This window comes from Bacteroides togonis, assembly GCF_900130135.1.
GTDB classification, from domain to species: domain Bacteria; phylum Bacteroidota; class Bacteroidia; order Bacteroidales; family Bacteroidaceae; genus Bacteroides; species Bacteroides pullorum.
Genome location: NZ_LT670820.1, coordinates 1,652,348 through 1,671,891, shown reverse-complemented (window position 1 = coordinate 1,671,891; position 19,544 = coordinate 1,652,348). Strand labels below are relative to the sequence as shown.

Annotated in this window: 13 protein-coding genes; 2 read left to right on the top strand and 11 right to left on the bottom strand. The window is 46.9% G+C overall.

Annotated elements, in window-relative coordinates; all coding sequences use genetic code 11:
• Window positions 1–384: 384 nt before the first annotated feature.
• Complete coding sequence (locus tag BQ8005_RS07290) at window positions 385–2,631, bottom strand: inorganic phosphate transporter (protein WP_075317580.1); 2,247 nt, start codon at window positions 2,629–2,631, stop codon at window positions 385–387.
• Between the two features lie 81 nt (window positions 2,632–2,712).
• The gene (locus BQ8005_RS07285) at window positions 2,713–4,767 is read right to left on the bottom strand and encodes an RNA degradosome polyphosphate kinase (protein ID WP_075317579.1); all 2,055 of its coding nucleotides are present in this window, start codon (window positions 4,765–4,767) and stop codon (window positions 2,713–2,715) included.
• Window positions 4,768–4,880: 113 nt separating this feature from the next.
• On the opposite strand from BQ8005_RS07285, the gene BQ8005_RS07280 reads away from it, so the two are divergent.
• Together BQ8005_RS07280 and BQ8005_RS17375 are read left to right on the top strand one after the other, a co-directional pair.
• Window positions 4,881–5,372 (top strand): metallophosphoesterase family protein, encoded by a 492-nt coding sequence (locus BQ8005_RS07280; protein WP_021847999.1) that lies wholly within the window; start codon window positions 4,881–4,883, stop codon window positions 5,370–5,372.
• Window positions 5,353–5,628 (top strand): hypothetical protein, encoded by a 276-nt coding sequence (locus BQ8005_RS17375; RefSeq protein WP_159436224.1) that lies wholly within the window; start codon window positions 5,353–5,355, stop codon window positions 5,626–5,628. Before BQ8005_RS07280 ends, BQ8005_RS17375 begins: the two co-directional genes overlap by 20 nt.
• A gap of 62 nt (window positions 5,629–5,690) precedes the next feature.
• On the opposite strand, the gene menA is transcribed toward BQ8005_RS17375, so the two are convergent.
• The 9 genes from menA to BQ8005_RS07230 all read right to left on the bottom strand — a co-directional run bounded on the left by menA (window position 5,691) and on the right by BQ8005_RS07230 (window position 19,452).
• On the bottom strand, window positions 5,691–6,593 hold the full coding sequence (gene menA, locus BQ8005_RS07270; RefSeq protein WP_075317578.1) for a 1,4-dihydroxy-2-naphthoate octaprenyltransferase: 903 nt from the start codon (window positions 6,591–6,593) through the stop codon (window positions 5,691–5,693).
• Window positions 6,594–6,657: 64 nt separating this feature from the next.
• Window positions 6,658–7,440 carry a DUF4493 domain-containing protein gene (locus BQ8005_RS07265; protein WP_075319021.1) on the bottom strand — a complete coding sequence of 261 codons (783 nt, stop codon included), beginning with the start codon at window positions 7,438–7,440 and terminating at the stop codon, window positions 6,658–6,660.
• A gap of 13 nt (window positions 7,441–7,453) precedes the next feature.
• Window positions 7,454–9,295 (bottom strand): DUF4493 domain-containing protein, encoded by a 1,842-nt coding sequence (locus tag BQ8005_RS07260; RefSeq protein WP_075317577.1) that lies wholly within the window; start codon window positions 9,293–9,295, stop codon window positions 7,454–7,456.
• A gap of 18 nt (window positions 9,296–9,313) precedes the next feature.
• Window positions 9,314–10,984 carry a PCMD domain-containing protein gene (locus tag BQ8005_RS07255; RefSeq protein ID WP_234984015.1) on the bottom strand — a complete coding sequence of 557 codons (1,671 nt, stop codon included), beginning with the start codon at window positions 10,982–10,984 and terminating at the stop codon, window positions 9,314–9,316.
• A gap of 4 nt (window positions 10,985–10,988) precedes the next feature.
• On the bottom strand, window positions 10,989–11,738 hold the full coding sequence (locus BQ8005_RS07250) for a hypothetical protein (protein ID WP_075317576.1): 750 nt from the start codon (window positions 11,736–11,738) through the stop codon (window positions 10,989–10,991).
• Window positions 11,739–11,875: 137 nt separating this feature from the next.
• On the bottom strand, window positions 11,876–13,717 hold the full coding sequence (locus BQ8005_RS07245; RefSeq protein ID WP_075317575.1) for a DUF4493 domain-containing protein: 1,842 nt from the start codon (window positions 13,715–13,717) through the stop codon (window positions 11,876–11,878).
• A gap of 12 nt (window positions 13,718–13,729) precedes the next feature.
• A complete protein-coding gene (locus BQ8005_RS07240; protein ID WP_083610520.1) occupies window positions 13,730–15,091 on the bottom strand; it encodes a DUF4493 domain-containing protein in 1,362 nt (453 codons plus the stop codon).
• A gap of 30 nt (window positions 15,092–15,121) precedes the next feature.
• Entirely contained in the window at window positions 15,122–15,892 is a 771-nt protein-coding gene (locus tag BQ8005_RS07235) for a DUF4493 domain-containing protein (RefSeq protein WP_159436223.1), read from the bottom strand.
• A 590-nt stretch (window positions 15,893–16,482) separates the two neighbouring features.
• Window positions 16,483–19,452, bottom strand: coding sequence for a PEP/pyruvate-binding domain-containing protein (locus BQ8005_RS07230; RefSeq protein WP_075317573.1), 2,970 nt, complete (start codon window positions 19,450–19,452; stop codon window positions 16,483–16,485).
• Window positions 19,453–19,544: the final 92 nt, after the last annotated feature.

Genomic DNA, 19,544 nt, shown 5'->3' with positions numbered 1-19,544 from the left:
AATTGCGAGAGCGTACATCTTTGATGTGCGCTCTTTTTTTGTATCATATATTTAGGGTAGTTTTTGTTGTATTTCTAAAGTTGCTCTTTAGACTGCTAAAGTCCCTCTTTACGCGGCTCAAGTGCCACTTTACGTCGCTAATGTAGGTGTTTACGGTTGTGGTATTAGAGCTTGTTCCGTCTTTCTGTTTTGTTCGCTTAGTTTATGCTTGCAAGGGCTTAACTCTTACTTTGATATGTTTTTACAGTCTGAATATGATCAGGGTAAATACTGAACTCTCCAGGATATAAAAACAGAGCGAAGGATCTCGAAACGTCAATGCGTATTCGGATCCTCCGCTCTGTTTAGAGATTTCCTCTCGTTAAGGAAAGGAAACTGTTTCCTTTATTCTTCTGCCTGGAACTTCCGGCTTACCTTCAGCAAGTTGCTGGCATAAGTTACAACGTTTTGGGCTTCTTGTACCATGGTCAGGTAAACCATGCTTACTTTGATACTGCCTGTATGGCTCTGTATGCGTTGCAACTCTTCTCGTTTCAGGTGTGCCAGTTGGCCGTTCAAGTCGTTGGCTTTACGGATATCCGTTTCCATACCATCATAATCGTTGTTGACGATGCGGTTGCGGCATACCTGAAGCAGGTAAGTGATGTCTTCTGTAACATCTGCAAATTCGCCCTTCTGAATGGCATCGAGTGGTACGAAGTTATTGTCTACATGCTCCAAGCAAGGTTCGCAGAGGCGGCCTACGCTGTATACCAGTTCGCTGGCAAAATCATTGCCCTGGTAGTAGTAAAGTCCTTTTTCCAGGATGGTATTGTTGTCCAGATGGCTCATGGCCAGTGTACCAGTACGTTTCATCTGTTTGATGAGCTGCTTTTCAAATTTGACGGCGCCCATCGAACGGCGCAGTCCGCGCAGATTTTCATGCAGGAATGAAGTTGAGGTACGTTCAAAGTTCTCTTGTGTGAAGGCCAATACTTTACCTAATTCTTCACGGGTATGCGTTTGCAACAGTCTCAATACTTCGTTATTGTCTGTACTACTTAGCAGTTGCTTCAGTGTTTCGTTGCCTTTTTCTTTCTCCTTGCGTTTCTTGTACATTACTTGGCTTCTGATAAGCGAGAATACAGCCAGGGCAATGAGCAGAATGATAGCTGTTGTACCTCCATAATAGATGATAAGGGCTACGAAAAAGCATAGAGTAAATGCTGCACCTGCTGTGATGAACCAACCGCCGATGACGCTCAGTACACCAGTGATACGGAATACTGCGGAGTCACGTCCCCAGGCCCGGTCGGCCAGTGAAGTACCCATAGCTACCATAAAGGTTACGTAGGTAGTAGATAGGGGCAGTTTCAGTGAAGTACCCAGTGCAATGAGCAGACCGGCCAGTACCAGATTGACCGAAGCACGTACCAAGTCGAAGGCGGCACCGTCGGCTATAATGGCTTCATCCTTACGGAAACGGCTGTCTATCCATTGTTTGGTGCTTTCGGGTACAATTTTGGAAATCCCGTTAGCCAGTGTCAGGCTGAAGCGTACCAAGGTACGGGCAATAGGTGTACTTCCGAAGTTTTCTTCACCTTCGTCCTGGCGGGACAGGTCGACGGATGTTTTGATGACGTTGTGTGCTTTTTTAGAAGTTGCTAAGGCGTATACCATGACTGCACCCGAACCAAAAAGGAAATACCACGGCGTTTTGGCCGGTCCCAGGAGGGATGTCATCAGGTAACCGTCTGCTCCGGCTGCCTGTCCGTTGGCTGTATAGTCCATGAAGGAAGAATATCCTGCCAAAGGTACACCGATAAAGTTTACAAGGTCGTTTCCTGCAAAGGCCAGAGCGAGAGCAAAGGTACCCAGCAATACGATTACTTTGAAAACATTGACTTTACAGATATGGAGTATCTGCATTAGGATGGTGAAGAACACGAAAAATGCGCCTACCAGCATCAGGGTGTTGTCATGGATCCAGGTTTTGTATTCTGCAGTCATGAAGGAGCTGTCCTTCAGACCCTTTATCAGCATGAAATAGATGATACTGGTGGCAGCGATACCTCCGAAGATACCGATGCTGTATTTCATTCTCTTTTGGTAGTTGAATGAGAATACGATACGCGCCAACCATTGTACCAGCATACCGAAGAAGAATGCAATGGCTACAGAGACGAAGATAGCCATGATGACGGAAAGGGCTTTATCTGTATTGATCAGATCGCCTAATCCCAAAGTTCCTTCGCTGCTGTAAACCTTGATAAGTGATAATGCAAAAGTACCTCCCAGCAGCTCGAATACCATTGAAACGGTAGTCGAGGTTGGCATACCCATCGTGTTGAATACGTCTAATAGGACGACGTCCGTCAACATGACGGCCAGTAGAATACACATGATCTCCGCGAAGTAGAAGTGTTGCGGTTGATAGATGCCGTGTCGGGCTATGTCCATCATACCGTTGCTGAGTGCCGCACCGATGAAGACTCCTACGCCTGCAATGAAGATGATAGTCTTGAAAGATGCCGCCTTGGCTCCGATAGCAGAGTTCAAGAAGTTGACGGCATCGTTGCTTACGCCCACCACAAGATCGAAAATTGCGAGGACGAACAGGAAAATTACAATTCCTAGATAGATAGTTTCCATATAAATTATAGTGAATTTTTATTCGGATGCAAAGGACGGTTTTTTCTGTTACACATACTTGTCATATATGTTACAATCGTGTTACAAACGAGATTTCAAGTATTCATAAAAAGCATATTGCGCTCGTACCTTTTCGGTCTGTGGATGAGGTGATTTCCATCGGTTTTTTAACTCCTCGTCCACAAAACATGCTTTGCGCTTATCAGCCAGTTGGATATGAAGCATATCGGTCAATTCCTGTCTCAGTCTTTTGTCGAGCACAGGTGTCACCGCTTCAATCCGTCGGTAGAGGTTGCGGCGCATCCAGTCGGGCGAACCGAGGAAGAGCTGTGGCTTTCTGCCGTTACCGAAGTACCAGACGCGTGCATGTTCCAGAAACGTATCTACAATGCGCGTCACGCGGATGTGCCGGCTGTATGCTTGTCCGGGAATGAGGCAGCAGATGCCTCTCACGATGAGGTCTATCTCTACGCCGGCTTCCGATGCTTCGTACAGGCGGCTTATCATCACCGGATCCTGTAGGGCATTCATCTTCAGGATAATACGTCCTCCCTTTCCGGCTTTGGCCAAGGCTATTTCCCGGTCAATCAGTCGGTTCAGTTCGGGGATGAGGTTGAAGCGTGCCACGAGCAGACGATGGAAGACTGGGGCTTTCTGCTTGCCTTGCAGGGTACGGAAAAGATTGTACAAGTCGTTCACGATGACCGCATTGCAGGTGAATAGCCCGCAGTCGGCATAGAGTGTGGCGGTCTTTTCGTTGAAGTTTCCGGTACTGATATAGGCGTAGCTGGTGAGTTTATGGCCTGCCGGATCTTTGCGTAGTATGAGTGCCACTTTGGCATGCACCTTCAGTTTAGGTATGCTGTAGATGATGCGGATACCCGCCTTTTCCATCATGGCTGCCGTAGCCAGATTGTTCTCTTCATCAAAACGGGCTTTCAGTTCTACGAAAACAGTGACTTTCTTTCCGTTTTGCGCCGCTGCAATCAGGGTATTGATGACGGCCGAATTTTCAGCTACACGGTATTGTGTCACCATAATCTCCTTTACTGTAGGTTCATGGACAGCTTCGTAGAGGAAGTGGATGAAGTGTTCAAACGAATGATAGGGGTAGTGCAGCAATAAGTCCCGTTGTTCGACGTAATCGAATACCGATTCCCGTTCGTTCAGGCAATTCAGTTTCATGGGTTGCGGCTTCTGGATAGGCTTCAGATTCGGGTTCGGGTTGGGCAAGTGGCGGAGGTCCTCCAGGTTGAGATGTTTGTCGCCCGGCACCAGTTCGTTACGGTCTATCCGGTAAGCGTCTACCAGAAATTCCAGGAAATCGGCTGGCATGGCGCGATCGTAGACGAAGCGGCACACAGCGCCAGTCTTTCGTTTTTTGACTTTCGTCTTCAGTTGTTCGATGATTTCGTTGCTGCTTGCGGCATCGTCTATCAGGATATCCGCGTCGCGCGAAATCTTGATGCAATAGCTGCTGTCCACCCGATAACCTGGGAAGATAGTCGTCAGATTGGCTTTGATGATGTCTTCGATGAACATCAGGTAGTAGTCTTTCCCCTTTTTCGGCAGTTCGATGAAGCGGGGTACCTTGCTGTAGGGCAGCTTCATTACGAAGTACTCCGGCTTTGCATCCGGCACTTCTTTTCGGTAGAGGCGCACTGCCAGGTAGAGGCGGTTGTCGCGCAGGAAGGAGATAATCCGGTCTTTGGTCACCGGTACGGGAGCCAGATAAGGGAAAATCTCTTCGCGGAAGAAGCGGCTGACAAACTCCTGATGAAAATCTTCTACCTGTCGGCTTTGATAGAAGATGATGTGATGTTTGCGCAGGGCAGGCAGTATTTTGGTCTCGTAGATGCGGATACGGTCTTCCAGTTGTCGGTTCACTTCCCGGTTGATTTCATCCACCAGTTCGATGGCAGATTGTACGCTTTCGTCGTCTTCGGGTGTTTTGCCGGTAGCGATGGCCTTGTGGTCGGCTACACGTATCTTGTAGAATTCTTCAAGGTTCGACGAATAGATGGAGATAAAGTTAATGCGTTCGTACAGCGGCAGTGAGTCGTCGTCCGCCTCGAGCAGGACGCGGTAGTTGAAGGATAGCCAACTGATATCTCGTTTGAAGAATTGGTATTCCATAATTTGTAGATTTAGGGCGCGGAAGAAACGTCGGCACGGTGTCGAATAACGTTTTCTTCTTTTGCGAATGTATCACAAATGTACTTACTTTGCAGACAAAAACAAATGAAAAGATGATAAAAATAGGTTTGTTATCCGATACACACGGCTATTGGGACGAGAAATACCTGCAATATTTCGAACCGTGCGATGAAATCTGGCATGCGGGCGACATCGGTTCACTCGAAGTGGCCGAACGTTTGGCTGCTTTCCGTCCCTTTCGGGCGGTGTATGGCAACATTGACGGTCAGGATATCCGCCGGCTCTATCCGCAGACTCTCCGTTTTCGGATAGAAGGAGCCGAAGTGCTGATGAAACACATTGGCGGCTATCCCGGCAAGTACGATCCTTCGATTGCCGGTAGCATTCTGACGCGTCCCCCAAAGCTGTTTATCAGCGGACATTCGCACATCCTGAAGGTGAAGTATGACAAAACGCTCGATCTGCTCCACATCAATCCCGGTGCGGCAGGCAAGTATGGTTTCCACAAAGTGCGTACGTTGGTGCGCTTTGTTATCGAGGACGGTGTTTTCAAGGATCTGGAAGTTGTGGAACTGGCCGGATAATTTTTCTTCAGTTGGGAAAAAATTTTTTGCTGACTGGAGAAAAATGTTTTGCCAACTGGGGAATTCTCTGCCTGCTTTCCCGGTTTCTCAGGAAGAGGCTAAGGCTGTCGGGGTGGCCGCTTATGGGCATAAAAAAAGGGCTCCGCTGAGCCCAACCTTTGTTAACCTTAAATCTAATACTATGAAAAACACATTGCAAATGTACGGGTTTTCTGGAAATCTACAAATAATGCAAGAAAAAAGACGTGTTTTATAACATGCTTTATCATTTTTGCGGACTTCATTAACAATTTGACGAGGGAAAATTAGGCTGAATAGTCAGGAGGCCAGTGCCGCGCAGAGCAGCAGTCCCATGAACAGCATGTTGCGTGAAGTTTCGCCCAATATGCGGTTCAGTTCTTTGCCTTCCTTAATTTCTATCATCTTACGCCACGTCAGGGTGTGCAGGTAGAGGTAGATGCATGGTGCCCAGATAAATTCCAGCCACGTGAGCCGTCCGGTGAAGACCAGGCCGGCACAGATGGCGACAGCTGCCAGTCCCAGTCCCAGATACATGCCTGCTCCGAACCGTTCTCCGTACCTCACGACCAATGTCTGTTTCCCGCTGATCCGGTCTTGTTCGCGGTCGCGGTAGTTGTTCACCATCAGCAATGTGTCGATGACCAGTCCCGATACGAGCGACAGCAGGCATACGTCCCAGTTCACCTGCCCTGCCTGTACGTAGTAGGTTCCGCCTACGGGCACGAAGCCGAAGAACACCAGTACCAGCACGTCGCCCCAGCCTTTGTAGGAGAGCACCGTGGTGTAGAGAAACGCAAACAGCAGGCACAGTACGCCCAGCAGTACCAGTTCCCATCCGCCGTGCGGCAGGTTTCCCCAGGCGAAGTACAATACGCCGAGTCCGCATACACAAGCCAGTGCCAACACGATACCGATGCCAATTGTCATGGCATGCGGTGTAATCCATCCCTCAGCACAAGCCCGTTGTGGGCCAAGACGGTCACTGCGGTCGCTGCCTTTCCGAAAGTCGAACAGGTCGTTGATAAAGTTGGCTGCCACCTGCATCAGGCAGGCGAACAGCAGGCATAGCACCGCTTCCCCTGTCTGGAATTGCCGGTCGGCAAAGGCCAGTGCACTGCCCAATATCACGGGGATGAGGGCGGCCGTCAGCGTCTTGGGGCGTGCGGCCAGAAGCCAGGCTTTGGGGGAGTTGGGGCGCATAAGGCTGTTATGGATTTACGGTTGTTTTAAGTTGAATGAACAGTCTGGATATATTGAGAGCGGGTTACTGATAGGGATTGATCCCTTCCGTCTGGATTTCTTCCTTAAGCAGCTTACCATCTACGGTAATACCAAGTGTAACTGTTGTATTGGTACCTTCTCCTTCTACTTTTACCGAAAGGTTGTAACTCTTGGAAGGCTCCAAAGTCAATGTCCCCGTATAAGGATTCTTGAAGGAAGGTAAGCTTACCGTATAGGCCACCTTTCTTCCCGATTCACCAACATTGAAATAAGCCGTCTTAAAAGTATAGTTACTCTTATCGAACGTAAAAGTGCGGCTAGTTGCATCAGTCGCATGGAGTTCGATAGAATAGGTAGTGAACATACTGGTTATGTAGTCGCTGAACTTAACTCTTACAGACGAATTCACCACACCACAATTGACCGTTACAGTCTTTGACTCATCTTTGACGATAGCAAAAGACTCTTTTCCACTTGCACGTGCTTGTCCCCAACCTTGATTCGCACTTTCCGCTTCGACCTCTGTACAGCTTTCTGCTGTCAGCACGTAATCCGGACTCGCAGAATACGTAAATGTTTTTCCTACGAGGTCGCCATATTTCTTATTAGAGAAAATCTGTTCACTTCCTCGGCTTAAACTAACGTTAAACTTATTCACATCAAAATAGTACGATGCCCTGGTAGCAATCTCTATTTCCGTTGTATCCACCACAGAGAATCGGATCTCACCCGTCCCCTCGGAAAGCAACGGACTTTCCTCATTCGTACAAGCAGCAAACGAGAACAGTCCCATCAGGGAGAGAATGTATAGGATTTGTTTATGCATAAATATCATTCAATTATCTATATAAAACTTCTAATGATTTAAATATCACCCAATTATCTACCCAATTTCTATTCGCGTTACTATTATGAGATATGCAAACTCTATAGTTATTCCCTATTTGTGTATTGTCTGATATTATTGTGAATTGATCATCCTTGGGTTTTTGTCCAGCAGCAACAAAAATTCTACTTATAGATGTTGTTTTATCTTTAACATTGTTGTCTGTTTCTTTGCTCACACCAGTATAGATATCTATTGAATTACCTGTTGCTCCAGTTGTGAAATATATAACCTTAGTTGAATAACTCACATCAACCATAGTAGGCACTTGAAAGGTTGGAGAAAAAACATAAGAATTATATTTTATACTTGTACTAATAACACCACTATACTGAAACAAAATATATCCAACATCTCCCCAATATTCTCCAGAGCCAACACTAATCCAAGGATTTACAGAATCATCAAATGGAGATTTTGATGTATAATCCCCTTTATACGGTATTCCAGTAACCTCACACTCCATCGACGCAGTAGCATTACCTCCATCAAACAAGGCAAAAGCAGTTAACTTACGTGTACCCCATTGAAGATTTTGAAATACTGGTGATTCCTCTGTTGAACTTTCACCACTGTCCAAAGAATAAGTGATACTTAATAAATCCCTGTATTTCTCATTGTTCAAAATATCTGGAGATATAGTTGTTGTGGTGGCTATATCAAAGATGCCGGATCCATCTGTTTCATTAGCAGCCGTTGCTCCTTGCGATGTATAAACCGAATAACTGGTTTGAGCAGAAACTGCTGCATCAAAAGTAGGCAAAGGCATCGTAACTGTTTTTGCTTCAATCGCAGTTACCTCCTCACTTACCTCATTTCCGTCAATTGTATAACTATATCTCAATGTATAATTTCCTTGCGGCAAATAAGACCAATCGTTTTCTACAGCCATATCTCCCGTACTAGTGAAATTATTGGTGGTATAACTACGTACGATTTCGCCTGTTGCATTGACCAATGTTGCCTTCCAGTTTGAAATCAAAGAGAGAGGGACATTGGATAAATCGCCAAAGGAAAGTGAAACCTTCGTTCCATTTAAATAACCTGATTCATCAGTCGTATGTTCAGCTACGGCATTTAGTCCAAAAGAAAACACAGGTATATCCGGATCACATTGGATCACATATTTCGTCTTTGCAGCAACCGAGGAGATAATTGTCCACTCATGCGAATTCTCATGTCCCAATATATTCGTTCCCCCGAATACGGCATTTACCGGCTGTCCGGCCTGTACAAACAAGCAACCGTCTGCATTTTCGTTATCTGCCAGCTTCATCGAGGACTCTCCCGACTTAACAGTCAAAGTCCAGGCTGAATAATGGTTTTGCAGGCTCTCGCTGACAGCAGGGGTCAGCATCGCATTGGCCAAGGCAGCATTTATCGGCGCTTTAACAGGCTCATTGGGACGGATCTGCACAGTAGCAGAACCGGAAAAATATGGAGTATTCTGCACGGGGTTGTTCTCTCCGCAATAAGCGGTTACCGTATATCCTCCAGCCATCAATTCGATTCCTTCCTCCGGCAGTTCGCTGTATTTCTTGGGGAAGCCCTCGGCGGAAATGCTGCCTTGTTTAATATCGATCATGAAATCCGCGGTTGTCGGTATAAGATCATCGGGGAGCGAACCTGCATCGGCCTTAGTGGTCGAGGTAAGCTCCACATCCACCTTTCCTAACGTCAGGTGCAAATAGCCCATGCCCTCTCCGTATTCTTGATTAAAAGTATCATCGGAGCAGCTTGCCATGACCCAGCAGAGGGTGGCCAATGCCATGATTTGTCGTAGTATCTTTTTCATATGTATCTTATCTTTCCATTATTCATAAACCAGTTCCATTTCGTCCAGCCAGAGCTTGCTGCCCACACCGCCGATGTAGTAGTCGCCGTATTTGCTTGAGGAAGCTACGACGATGATATACTTCGGAGTGCGGTTTGTCGCGCGGTATTCCAGAGGAATTTCCAGCTGCTTGTAAGTAGAGACTGTTTCACTGGAAGTATATTCACCGTAAGCGATGATGCCGTCGTCTTCGGGATCGAACAGTTGGCGGTTCTTCGGATCATTGCGTATTTCATAGGGTTCCGACCTGTCAGACAGGGCAATATAGATCTGGAACATATCCGGTTGTCCTTTCAGGGAGGCCAGGTCGCCCACGTTGTCGCCTATCATGTTGATAGTGGCCGAGGTGTATTTGTAGTTCAGGCGCAGGGAAGAGGGAAAGGCACTGAACGGACGTCCGAAGTGTAGCAGACCATTCAGACCGTCCAGGGCGAAGTCTCCTGTGAAGATATTACCTGCTCCTAGCTTGATGATGGCGTTTTTGGTTTCCAACAGGGCTGCCTGTCCCTTCACGCTTTCGTCTGTCGGAGTGGTCAGGTTGCCGATGAAGGCAGCTGCTCCGGGATTCCCTGTACCCCAAAAAGCATCATTACCTGCTGCCCAGGGATTCCACTGTTTGCCGTCCTGCGACCATTCCTCCATTGCACCGTTCTCCAGCGGGGTAGCCGCTGCGGTGGTGAACGTCTGTTCGCTGCCAGCCGAGCCGTCTACACTGATACGGTATTTATAGGTAGTCGAGGCACTCAGTCCTGTCAGTGTGGCGCTGAAGGTGTTTCCCGATGTGCTGACATTAGCCGGGGGAACAGTGCTCCACGATGTCTCACTCTCTTTACGATATTCCACCGTTGGGGTTTTACCGCTTTGCACATTGCCTGTTACCGTGGCGCGGGTGGTCATTGCGAAGGCTTCAGCCGAACCGCTACCGCTTTCGTTGCTGTCCGGGTAGACATAGACAGTCCATTCATAAGAATATTCTTCCCACGAGCAGCTGACGTTGAAGGTCGAAGGCTTTGAATAGTCTTTCTGAAGGGTTGGGTCAGGTGTCACACGTCCATATTCTCCGCCCAGATTCAGCTTCTTCACGGTCAGATTGGTGAGGTCTGTGGTCGGATCTACGTAGATGATGACGGTACGCGTATCGGCATCGATGACATAGCTTCTCATGTTCTCCACGTCGATATCCCGTTGGATGATTTGGTTTACCGTTACCTTCCACTGATAGTCTTGGTACGTACGCAGGGTGAAGGTGACCGGTTGTGAGAAGTTCACACGCGTGTTGGATGACAACGGGATGCTGTCCAGCGAAGCAAATCCGGACGTGGGGAATTTCGAGTAGTCTTCACATACATTGGGATCATCCACCACAAGTTCTGCTCCTGTAGTCGTTTTCAGGCTGAGGATTTGCAGGCGGGAGAGGTCCACACCGTCGTTCACGTAGAGGGTTACCGTGCGTGCCGACTTGTTGATGGTGGCGGCAGTAAAGGTGTTCTGATCCGCTCCCCGTTGGCCTTCTACGGTCATCGATTCGATGGAGGCCTCTATGATGGGGTAGGGAATGTCATTTTCGATAGCGCAGGATGTGAGGATGCCGGCCGTCAGTGCCAGCATGCCAAGTATGCGGGCCAGGTATTGTTGAATCATTCGTTTCATATCGTCAGAGGTAGAAAGTCATTCCGAGATTGATGGAGAAAAGGTTTATCTTGAAGTTACCGGAGGAGACGCGGCGTTTGCCCGTTTCCACCTGGTTGGTCTTCTGGTCGGTCCACTTGAAGTCGAAACCCATCACGCCGACCGATACTTCGGCTGCTGCCCAGTTGGTGATGAAGGCCGTCAGTCCCGGCGCAAAGCCGATCTGGAAGTTCTGTACCGTCTGATAAGTTCCGTCATACTCGGTGCCCGAACCGGTAGAGTTCTTTCCCTCGCCGTAGCCGTAAGTGAGTCGCATTTCGTTGAAGAGACCGAACACCTTGCTACGTCCAATGGGAATATAGGAACGGAAGAACCCGGACACTTCGTATTTGTGCTCCAGGTAGTAGAGGTCGTTGAAGGAGAGTGTCAGGTCGCCCAGGTCGATGTCCAGGTTGCCCAGGTCGAGGTAGTCGCGGTTGTAGGCAAAACGGATACCGGCCGCCATGTTGTTGCGGAAGAAGTAGCCAATGTAGGGACTGATGCTGAAGTCGTAGCCGTTTCCTTCGACGTCCTTGATGACAAGGAAGTTCAGGTTGTCCTGTTCGTGCTCGGAGTAGGAGACAGTTCCTCCTGCCATCCATGTACCTTTGGGGATGAATACGCGTGTCTGTACGTCACGGTCTATTCGTTCGATGGCCCGTTTTCCTCGCTGGGCCCATGTACTGGTGGCTGTCACAACCATCAATAACACCAGCAGAATTGTTTTTTTCTTCATCTATTCTTCTATAAGAATTACTTCTATAATATTTGAGTCTGATTATTTCCCACTGAAGGGGTTAGAAACCATTTCCTGTTGTGGAACGGGCTTCTAACCCCTTCAGGTAAGTTTGCAAAGATAGGAATTTTAATCCATTACTTCCATATTGTTGGCTCGCCGTCGTAAATCAACTCGAAGTCGTCGAGGTACATCGTGCTACCGGCACCTCCAGTGAAATAATCGCCATACTTGCTAGAGGTACATACGATAATCAAGTGGGTAGGCTTTTCACCAAACGCTTCTTCCTTGTATTTCAGGGGTATATTAAACTCTTTCCACTGGCCATTTGTACTTACACATTCACTTGCCGGTAACTCACCATATGCAATAAACTGATCTGTGTTTTTAACTTTCTCTTCAGTCAAAAGAGTGCTTGTATCCGTATTGTTAACCTCATATGTTCCTTTGGATAATATTATAAATATGGAACACATATCCATGTCTCCTTTGCTTACAGTATTGGCAGGTTGCCCATTTCCTACGTGATCTATAGAGACTGGAGCATATTGGAAATACCCTTTTAATGCGATTGGTCTAGATGTGAAAGGTTGGCCGAAATTTATTCTTGCACCATTAGTTCCTTCAAGCCCACCAAAAGCACCAGTATAGAGACTGGCCGCTGCAAACTTTTCAATCTTGGTAATCCATATATTTACACTTATAAATTCTGATTTCAGGCATGCTGCTTGTCCTCCTTCTGTATGAACTGGAGAACTAACTCCAGTTGTCGGGTTTTTGTTTACAATTGATGCAGCACCTTGTGTCGTTCCAGGATTACTTGAATCCCAAAAGCTTTTTCCTGCTTCATTGGGATACCATGTTTTATCAACTTGATTCCATTGGTCAAAGTTCCCATTATATAGCGTTTCTCTACTATCAGCTTCTGAAGTTGTAAATTCACTTATATTTCCGATTGTTTCTCCTTCGGCAGTAGCCAAACGGTATTCGTAAGAAGTAGATGCACTTAATCCCGTCAATATAGCGGTATATGTATTTTCATCAACTGTTGTTTCGATGTCAATCCAATCAGCTTCGTTGGATTTAGTTTGTTCATTTGTTTTGATGCGATACTGGAACGTTATCCCTTCAGTATTTACACCTGAACTTGTTGTTACATTTTCAGCTTTTAAATAAGCAACATTCCCCCAAGTACCTATAGTCAACTCGGCTTTATTCGTGGCTTCGGTAGCAACTGTGAAAGTATAGCTGTACTCGTGTGTTGTTGGATCTACAGTAACTGTAATATTAGTACTTCCAGTTTCTTGTACCTTATAGTTTAAAATATAATGATCCTTAGCTTGCACATTCGTAAATTCCTGTCTTAGTGTGTAAGGTTCCAATGGCTTTTCCGGATTATTAATCGTAATGGTTGCATATAGGTTGCCTACAGGAAAATAGGCTGAACGAGTCTCCGTTGTGGTAAAGTTCAATGGTGCAAATCTATTGGTATTGGTTTGATCACCTACTTGAACATTGATGGTTCTTCCTTCAAATTTCTCTAGGAAAGCAGGATCGAATTTGACGGAAACTTTGACATTGGCCAACGTGCAGGTTATGGTCTCCTGTAATTCCTTATTGGCTTGAATCGTAATTTCTTTTGATCCTACATAATAAGGTATATCAAAACCAGAATCCTGACCATCAAAACCGTTTGAGGAAGCTTTAATAGTATAGGTCCCCGTTCCTAGAGCGATTGGTTTATCTATCCATGTTCCACTATCATTAGTTTCCTCTACTACCTCACCTTGAGCATTAACTATCTGAACTGCTATTTGTTTTGGCTCATAGTCTTTAGGAACGGTTTTGGTATTGGCAGAACTATTCGTACCTACAGACAACCGTAAATACCCCATATTGTTAAATATATCTTCGTTTGACTGACAGGAAATTATGGATATTATCCCAAATAGTAATAATAGGTTGTATATAGTTTTCATCTTCTATCTTTGTTATTCATTTAGTGTGATAGTTACAGTTAATGAAGCTGATGCCCTTTCATCGTTGGCATCTAAAACACTGATGTCAAAAGTATGTGTTCCTGGTCCATACATGTTCATCATACCAAAGAAAGAGGCTATGTTTAGTGTATATTTTGTTTCACCGACAGATGGTGGGTTAAGTACTTGCACTAGCATTTTATTTAGGTTCTCATCAAGAATGTTGACGGATTGATTTAAGCCTAAGGTGCTAATTGCAGCTCCAAATCCAGAGTTGCTTGTGGTGATTTTTACAGATATCTCCTTAAATCCTGCTTCTGCATTGATAGCAACATCTGCTTTTTCTGGGTTACCCGACATAATATAGATTGATGTAGGATCTGACTCATTAGCATCCGGGTTAGCAGTAATAGTATAGCTAATGCCCGAAGTTAGATATTGGCTTGTGATAGTTGGAGCTGCAGGAATGACGGGCTCTTCTCCTCCATCCTCTCCTTCATCCGGATCAGTCGTATCTCCACCTTCTCCTTCATCGCTGCCTTCTCCTTCTACCGGAATCTCTTGAGTAACTTCATCATCAGTGAAAGATATTTCCACTTTAACATTAATAGTGGCTCCATTCGGGTTGTCTGGAGTACTTGGTTCACCCGGTTCCATCGTAATGGTCAAAGCATCACTACCTGCCCAGAAATCACTGTCTGCATCTTCGGGTTTGGTGATGGAACGGTCTTCGGTAATCTTGGTTCCGTCTTGCAGGTATGCTACAATATGCACTGTAATTTCAGAAACATTATCTGCAATCAGCCAATATTTGGCTGTAGGATTCAGGTCGCTCTCATCATAGGTTAGTATATTGCTTGATCCGTCTGAGATGGTGATATCCCATTCTTTAAAAATTGTGGCAAATGTTTCACCATAAATCAATTGAATTTTCGTGTTTTGCATAGTGCATGTAACAGTCGTTTCTTTCTCTGTATCTTTGGTGATTTCCAAAGTCTCTTCTCCGTTGTAAAAAGGATAGTCCATTTTAGGAGCAATAGTTCCGGGAGTATGTGCTTTGATGGTATACTTTCCTACCGGTAGTTCTATTTTTCCAGCAGCTTGCAGCTCTGCGTAGGAATCGAATTTTTTTTCGTAGGTACCTTCACTGTTGTTTATTTCTACTTCGAAATTGTCTGCACTAACTGGTGAATTGTTATTTGTTCCTTCATCAGTTGCTGCTCTAGTCGCTTTATCTTGGACTGATACCGCTAAATTTAGATAGCCTGTATCACCTGAAATCTTATTTTTGTCGAAGATTTCATCTTTCATCTCACATGAAGTCAAACTGGCTGCTACCAGCAGGAAGAATGTTATTGTATGTTGAATTTTCATATTCTAATACTCTTTTGTTGATTTTGTTGATTATATCCAATCTGAGGGGATCGTAATATCTACTTCATGGTCATTTGTTGACTCGTCTACTTCAATGGAAATTCCTATCTGACCATTACTTACAGCTGGTACAACATTTACAATCAAATGTTTTAATGGACTCAATTCATAGGTTTTGTTGCCAATCTTGGCTTGTTTCCCTTGTTTATCTATCAAATTATATGTTGCAGAAATCATTTCCTTATCCTCCACTTTCATGTAAATAGGCTCTGTATCATTCTTGGTCCACGAAATATTCATATCTCCAAGTGCCTTTGTTTGAAAGGTGATGGAGTAGTCGTTGAAATAATCGGCCATTTTACTGTCGAATTTTACGGTTACTTTTCCACAAACCGGTTTACAAGTAACTTCAGCAGTTACTTTATCACTGTTAATATTGAAAGTCTTTTTTCCTTCAACATACATGGATTGTCTTGACGCAGCTTCATCTTTACCGTAAAAAGCCTTTAGCTCGTATGCTCCGTTTGTAAGCTCTATTTGTTCGGTTGGCATTTCGGGGTATTTCCATTCCATTCCCTCTACTACTTTCCCTCCTTTTAGAATTTGTACTGTGTAGTTGTTGAGGTCTTTGTATTCTTCTTCGTCCACCGCCTTGGTCTGGAACCCGGTATTCGTGTTCAGCGCCAGTTTTACATATCCTTTTCCTTCAGGAATTTGCTGGAGGTCGTCATCCGAGGTACAGGCCGTCAGCAGCCATCCTCCGAGGATGCATGACAGGAGGCCTCCCAATAATTTTTTCATTGCATTCATGTTTTTATATACTAACTTTGTTTTATGTATCATTGATATTAAAAGGATACGAGTCTGAAATGGAATGTCGCTGCATTCGCTCTCGTAATCTCACAATTTTTCGGGTGCAAAGTAACAGATAATCTGTGAGGCTCACAAGGTCATTTTTAAGGAAGAAAGGTCCTTTTTTTAAGAATTATGGAACAAAAAAAAAGGTATAAACGACTTTTAGTGTTGCTTTTTTAAGATTGTACTTGGAAAGTGGCGACTGCCAAGTCCATAGTTACGTCCGTCAAGTTCATAGTTACGCTCGCCAAGTTCATAGTTATGTCCGTTAAGTGGATGTTTGTTTCCGTCATGTTAAACACGGTTTGTGTGTTGCTCGTAATGGCTTGCCGGTAGAGCGTGATATTGGAATTAACCGATGATGCTGAATATGCTTTCAATCCTTCACACGGCATACAATCGGCTGTAGATGTAGAACTTCCGGTGAAATCGGAAATTTCACCCTCGTGAAAGATATATTCTTTCACGAGGATTTGATTTCACAATAAGATGCTGCTTCTTAGGATTTTACGGTGAAACTTCACCGGAAAGATGCCTCAGATTTCCGGCATCAGCACGACACCTTGTTTCTTCTTGCCGTCCATTTTGACGGTCATGGGCCGTTCGAAGCGGACGTGACGCAGGAATTCTGTTTCGTGCAGGGCGGGCTGGGCGTTGAGGAAGTCCTGGTTGTAGATTCCGTCGTTCATGTAGGCATTGATGGTGAAATAGCCCACGCCGAACGATGTCAGGTTCTGGAAGAAGTGTGTACCCTGGCTGGGATCTACGCGATAGTTGGTCAGGCCGGCTTCCACGATGACGCGGGCTGCACTGATGTGGGGCCACTTCACGGGGATGCCCAGCCACGTGTCGCTGCTTCCCCAGCGGCCGGGACCTACCAGTACGTAGTTGCGTCCTTCGTCGAGGAACTGCTGGTTGAGTTTCTCGATTTCCCAAGCTATCTTCTGATTGTTCGAGGCACTGTAGTGGTCGGTTTTCACATAGACGATGTCATAGAGGTCGTTCATGATGCCATGGCCCAGCGAGTTGTAGGAGCGAAGCAGCAGACGGCCGTCGGGGATAGCGGTGAGGTCTTCGTCGAGCACGGCGTTGTTGTCCACGATGGGACGTATCTGAAGCAGGTAGAAGGTGCCAGTCTTGTCTTTTTCGCGGCTCAGTGTGGCGGCAAACTCGATTTCCACGGGGCGGCGCATCTCTTCCTGCCCATATTTCAGGGCCAGTTGCAGGAGGCGCGGCAGGGGGAAGACGTCGTGCTGCAGGATGTTGGCAAAAGTGATGACCTTGCGTCCGCCCGGATACAGACCGTCGCGGATAATCTGATCGTAGGGGTCGTAGGTCGAGGCGATGTAGTTGAGTGCACCGTCTTTCTCGGCTTCCTTGACGTGAAGCTTCAGCAGGTTGAAACCGTCGTCGATGGAGAAGTCGTGGCCACAGTTGCTCAGGTCGAGGGCATAGAAGCGGGTCTGTGTCTCGCGAAGAGCTATCTCCATCTCGCTGGTCTGCAATACCTTGGTGGGGTGATAAGGCGAGAAACGGAGTGTCAGGCCGCCGTCCACGATATACTTACCCAATCCGAGTGCCAGGTTGACGATACCTTCTTCGGCCTTCTCGTCGCCCAGGGGGTAGTAGTTGAGCGAGCGTGCCACGCCCGACATGCTGGGATAGAAGCGGGGACCGTATTGGTTGCCGACTACTTCCTGGAGGATGACGGCCATTTTTTCCTGGTCGATGACGTTACTCGTGGCCTGCATGTAGGCTTTGGAATCGCGGAAGTAGACCGAGGCGTAAACCCCCTTGATCGCATCGCTCAGCATGCGGAGCATCTCGTACTTGTCGTCCAGGTAGGGAATCATGTACGTATTGTAAATGCCGGCAAAGGGCTGGTAGTGCGAGTCTTCGAGCAGCGACGATGAACGGATGGCGATGGGCGACTTCACCACGTCGAAGAAGGTGAAGAAGTCCTCGACCAGGCGGTCGGGCAGCTTGGCCTTGAGGAAATAGCGCAGGATGGTGTTGTCGTCCGCATCCGACAGGGCTACTTGGTAGAGGTTATTGGTCTCCATGAACTCGTCGAACACGTCGGTACAGAGCACGACGGTCTTGGGAATGGCTACACGGGCGTTGTCGAATTCCTCGAACTCGGGATGGCGCTTTACCAGATTGTCGATGAAAGCCAGGCCGCGGCCCTTGCCTCCCAGCGAGCCTTCACCGATACGGGCAAAGTTGGAGTAGCGGTCGAAGCGGTCGCGCTTGAAGACAGCCACCACGCCTTGGTTCTTCATCTTGCGGTACTTGACGATGGCTTCGAAGATGATCTGGCGGTGGGCATCCACGTCCTGCAAGGTATTCCAGGTGATGGGTTTCAGGAATTCGGCGATGGGGAACATGGCACGCGAGTAAAGCCAGCGGCTGATGTGGTTGCGGCTGATGTGATAGAAGAACGATTCTGAGGGCACGGCGAACAGGATGTTTTGCAGTTCCTTCAGGTTCTTTACACGGGCGATCTCTTCCATGGTATCGGGGTTACGGAAGATGAAGTCGCCGAAGCCGAAGTTGTCGGATACGATGCGGCGCAGGTCGACGTCCATTTTTTTGGAATTCTTGTCGATGAAGGCGGCACCGTACTTGGAGGCGTAGGTCATGTTTTCCGTTTCGGACGACTGGATGATGAGTGGCACAAACGGGTCCTGCTCGCGTATGGCGGCGCAGAGGCGTATGCCGGCCATGCCGTCTTTTTCGCCACGTTCGGTACGCGGAAAGCGGACGTCAGTCACCACGCCGAGAATGTTATTCTTATATTTATTATAGATGGAAATGGCTTCTTCGTAATTTCGGGCCAGTACGATCTTGGGACGTCCACGCATACGCAGGGTACGTTGGTGGGCGTTCAATGCTTCGGTACTGAACTCCTGGCTTTGCTTCAGCACAAACTTGTAAAGGTTGGGCAGCAGGGAGGAATAGAACCGGATGCTGTCTTCTACCAATAGGATGGCTTGTACGCCTACCTCCTTGACATCATGGTCGAGGTTCATCTTGTCTTCGATCAGCTTGATGATGGACACGAGCAGGTCGGTATTGCCCAGCCAGCAGAATACATATTCGAAAGCGCTGAGGTCTTCGTTGGCGATGCGCTTGGTAATACCGTGGCTGAAAGGGGTCAGGATGACCATCGGAATGCTTGGCCAGGCCGCTTTGATGGTGCGTGCCACGTCGAAGCCCTCATTGTCGCCCGTACCCGGCATGCAGATGATGAGATCGTAGGTCATGTTTTTCAGCTGCGCCAATGCCTCGTCGCAGGTACTGACTTGCGTGAAGCGCGGCGGGTAGCGCAGAGACAGCGAGGTATACTCGTTGAATATCTTTTCGTCGATGCGGCCGTCGTCTTCGAGCATGAAGGCATCGTAGGGGTTGGCTATCAGAAGTACGTTGAAGATACGGCGGGTCATCAGGTTGGCGAACTGCGTATCCTTCAGATAAAGCAGATTGAGTTTCAGTTTGCTGAGCATGTTTTTCCAAAATTAGTAGGACAAAAATCGGGCTTTTTCTTGGGATATGCAAAAAAGCGAAAAGGTATTTCGGAGGGCTGAAGAACAGCGTG

Coding starts and splice junctions, on each gene's coding strand:
- BQ8005_RS07290 (WP_075317580.1), bottom strand. CDS start 2,631: ATGGAAACTATCTATCTAGGAATTGTAATTTTCCTGTTCGTCCTCGCA.
- BQ8005_RS07285 (WP_075317579.1), bottom strand. CDS start 4,767: ATGGAATACCAATTCTTCAAACGAGATATCAGTTGGCTATCCTTCAAC.
- BQ8005_RS07280 (WP_021847999.1), top strand. CDS start 4,881: ATGATAAAAATAGGTTTGTTATCCGATACACACGGCTATTGGGACGAG.
- menA (WP_075317578.1), bottom strand. CDS start 6,593: ATGCGCCCCAACTCCCCCAAAGCCTGGCTTCTGGCCGCACGCCCCAAG.
- BQ8005_RS07265 (WP_075319021.1), bottom strand. CDS start 7,440: ATGCATAAACAAATCCTATACATTCTCTCCCTGATGGGACTGTTCTCG.
- BQ8005_RS07260 (WP_075317577.1), bottom strand. CDS start 9,295: ATGAAAAAGATACTACGACAAATCATGGCATTGGCCACCCTCTGCTGG.
- BQ8005_RS07255 (WP_234984015.1), bottom strand. CDS start 10,984: ATGAAACGAATGATTCAACAATACCTGGCCCGCATACTTGGCATGCTG.
- BQ8005_RS07250 (WP_075317576.1), bottom strand. CDS start 11,738: ATGAAGAAAAAAACAATTCTGCTGGTGTTATTGATGGTTGTGACAGCC.
- BQ8005_RS07245 (WP_075317575.1), bottom strand. CDS start 13,717: ATGAAAACTATATACAACCTATTATTACTATTTGGGATAATATCCATA.
- BQ8005_RS07240 (WP_083610520.1), bottom strand. CDS start 15,091: ATGAAAATTCAACATACAATAACATTCTTCCTGCTGGTAGCAGCCAGT.
- BQ8005_RS07235 (WP_159436223.1), bottom strand. CDS start 15,892: ATGAAAAAATTATTGGGAGGCCTCCTGTCATGCATCCTCGGAGGATGG.
- BQ8005_RS07230 (WP_075317573.1), bottom strand. CDS start 19,452: ATGCTCAGCAAACTGAAACTCAATCTGCTTTATCTGAAGGATACGCAG.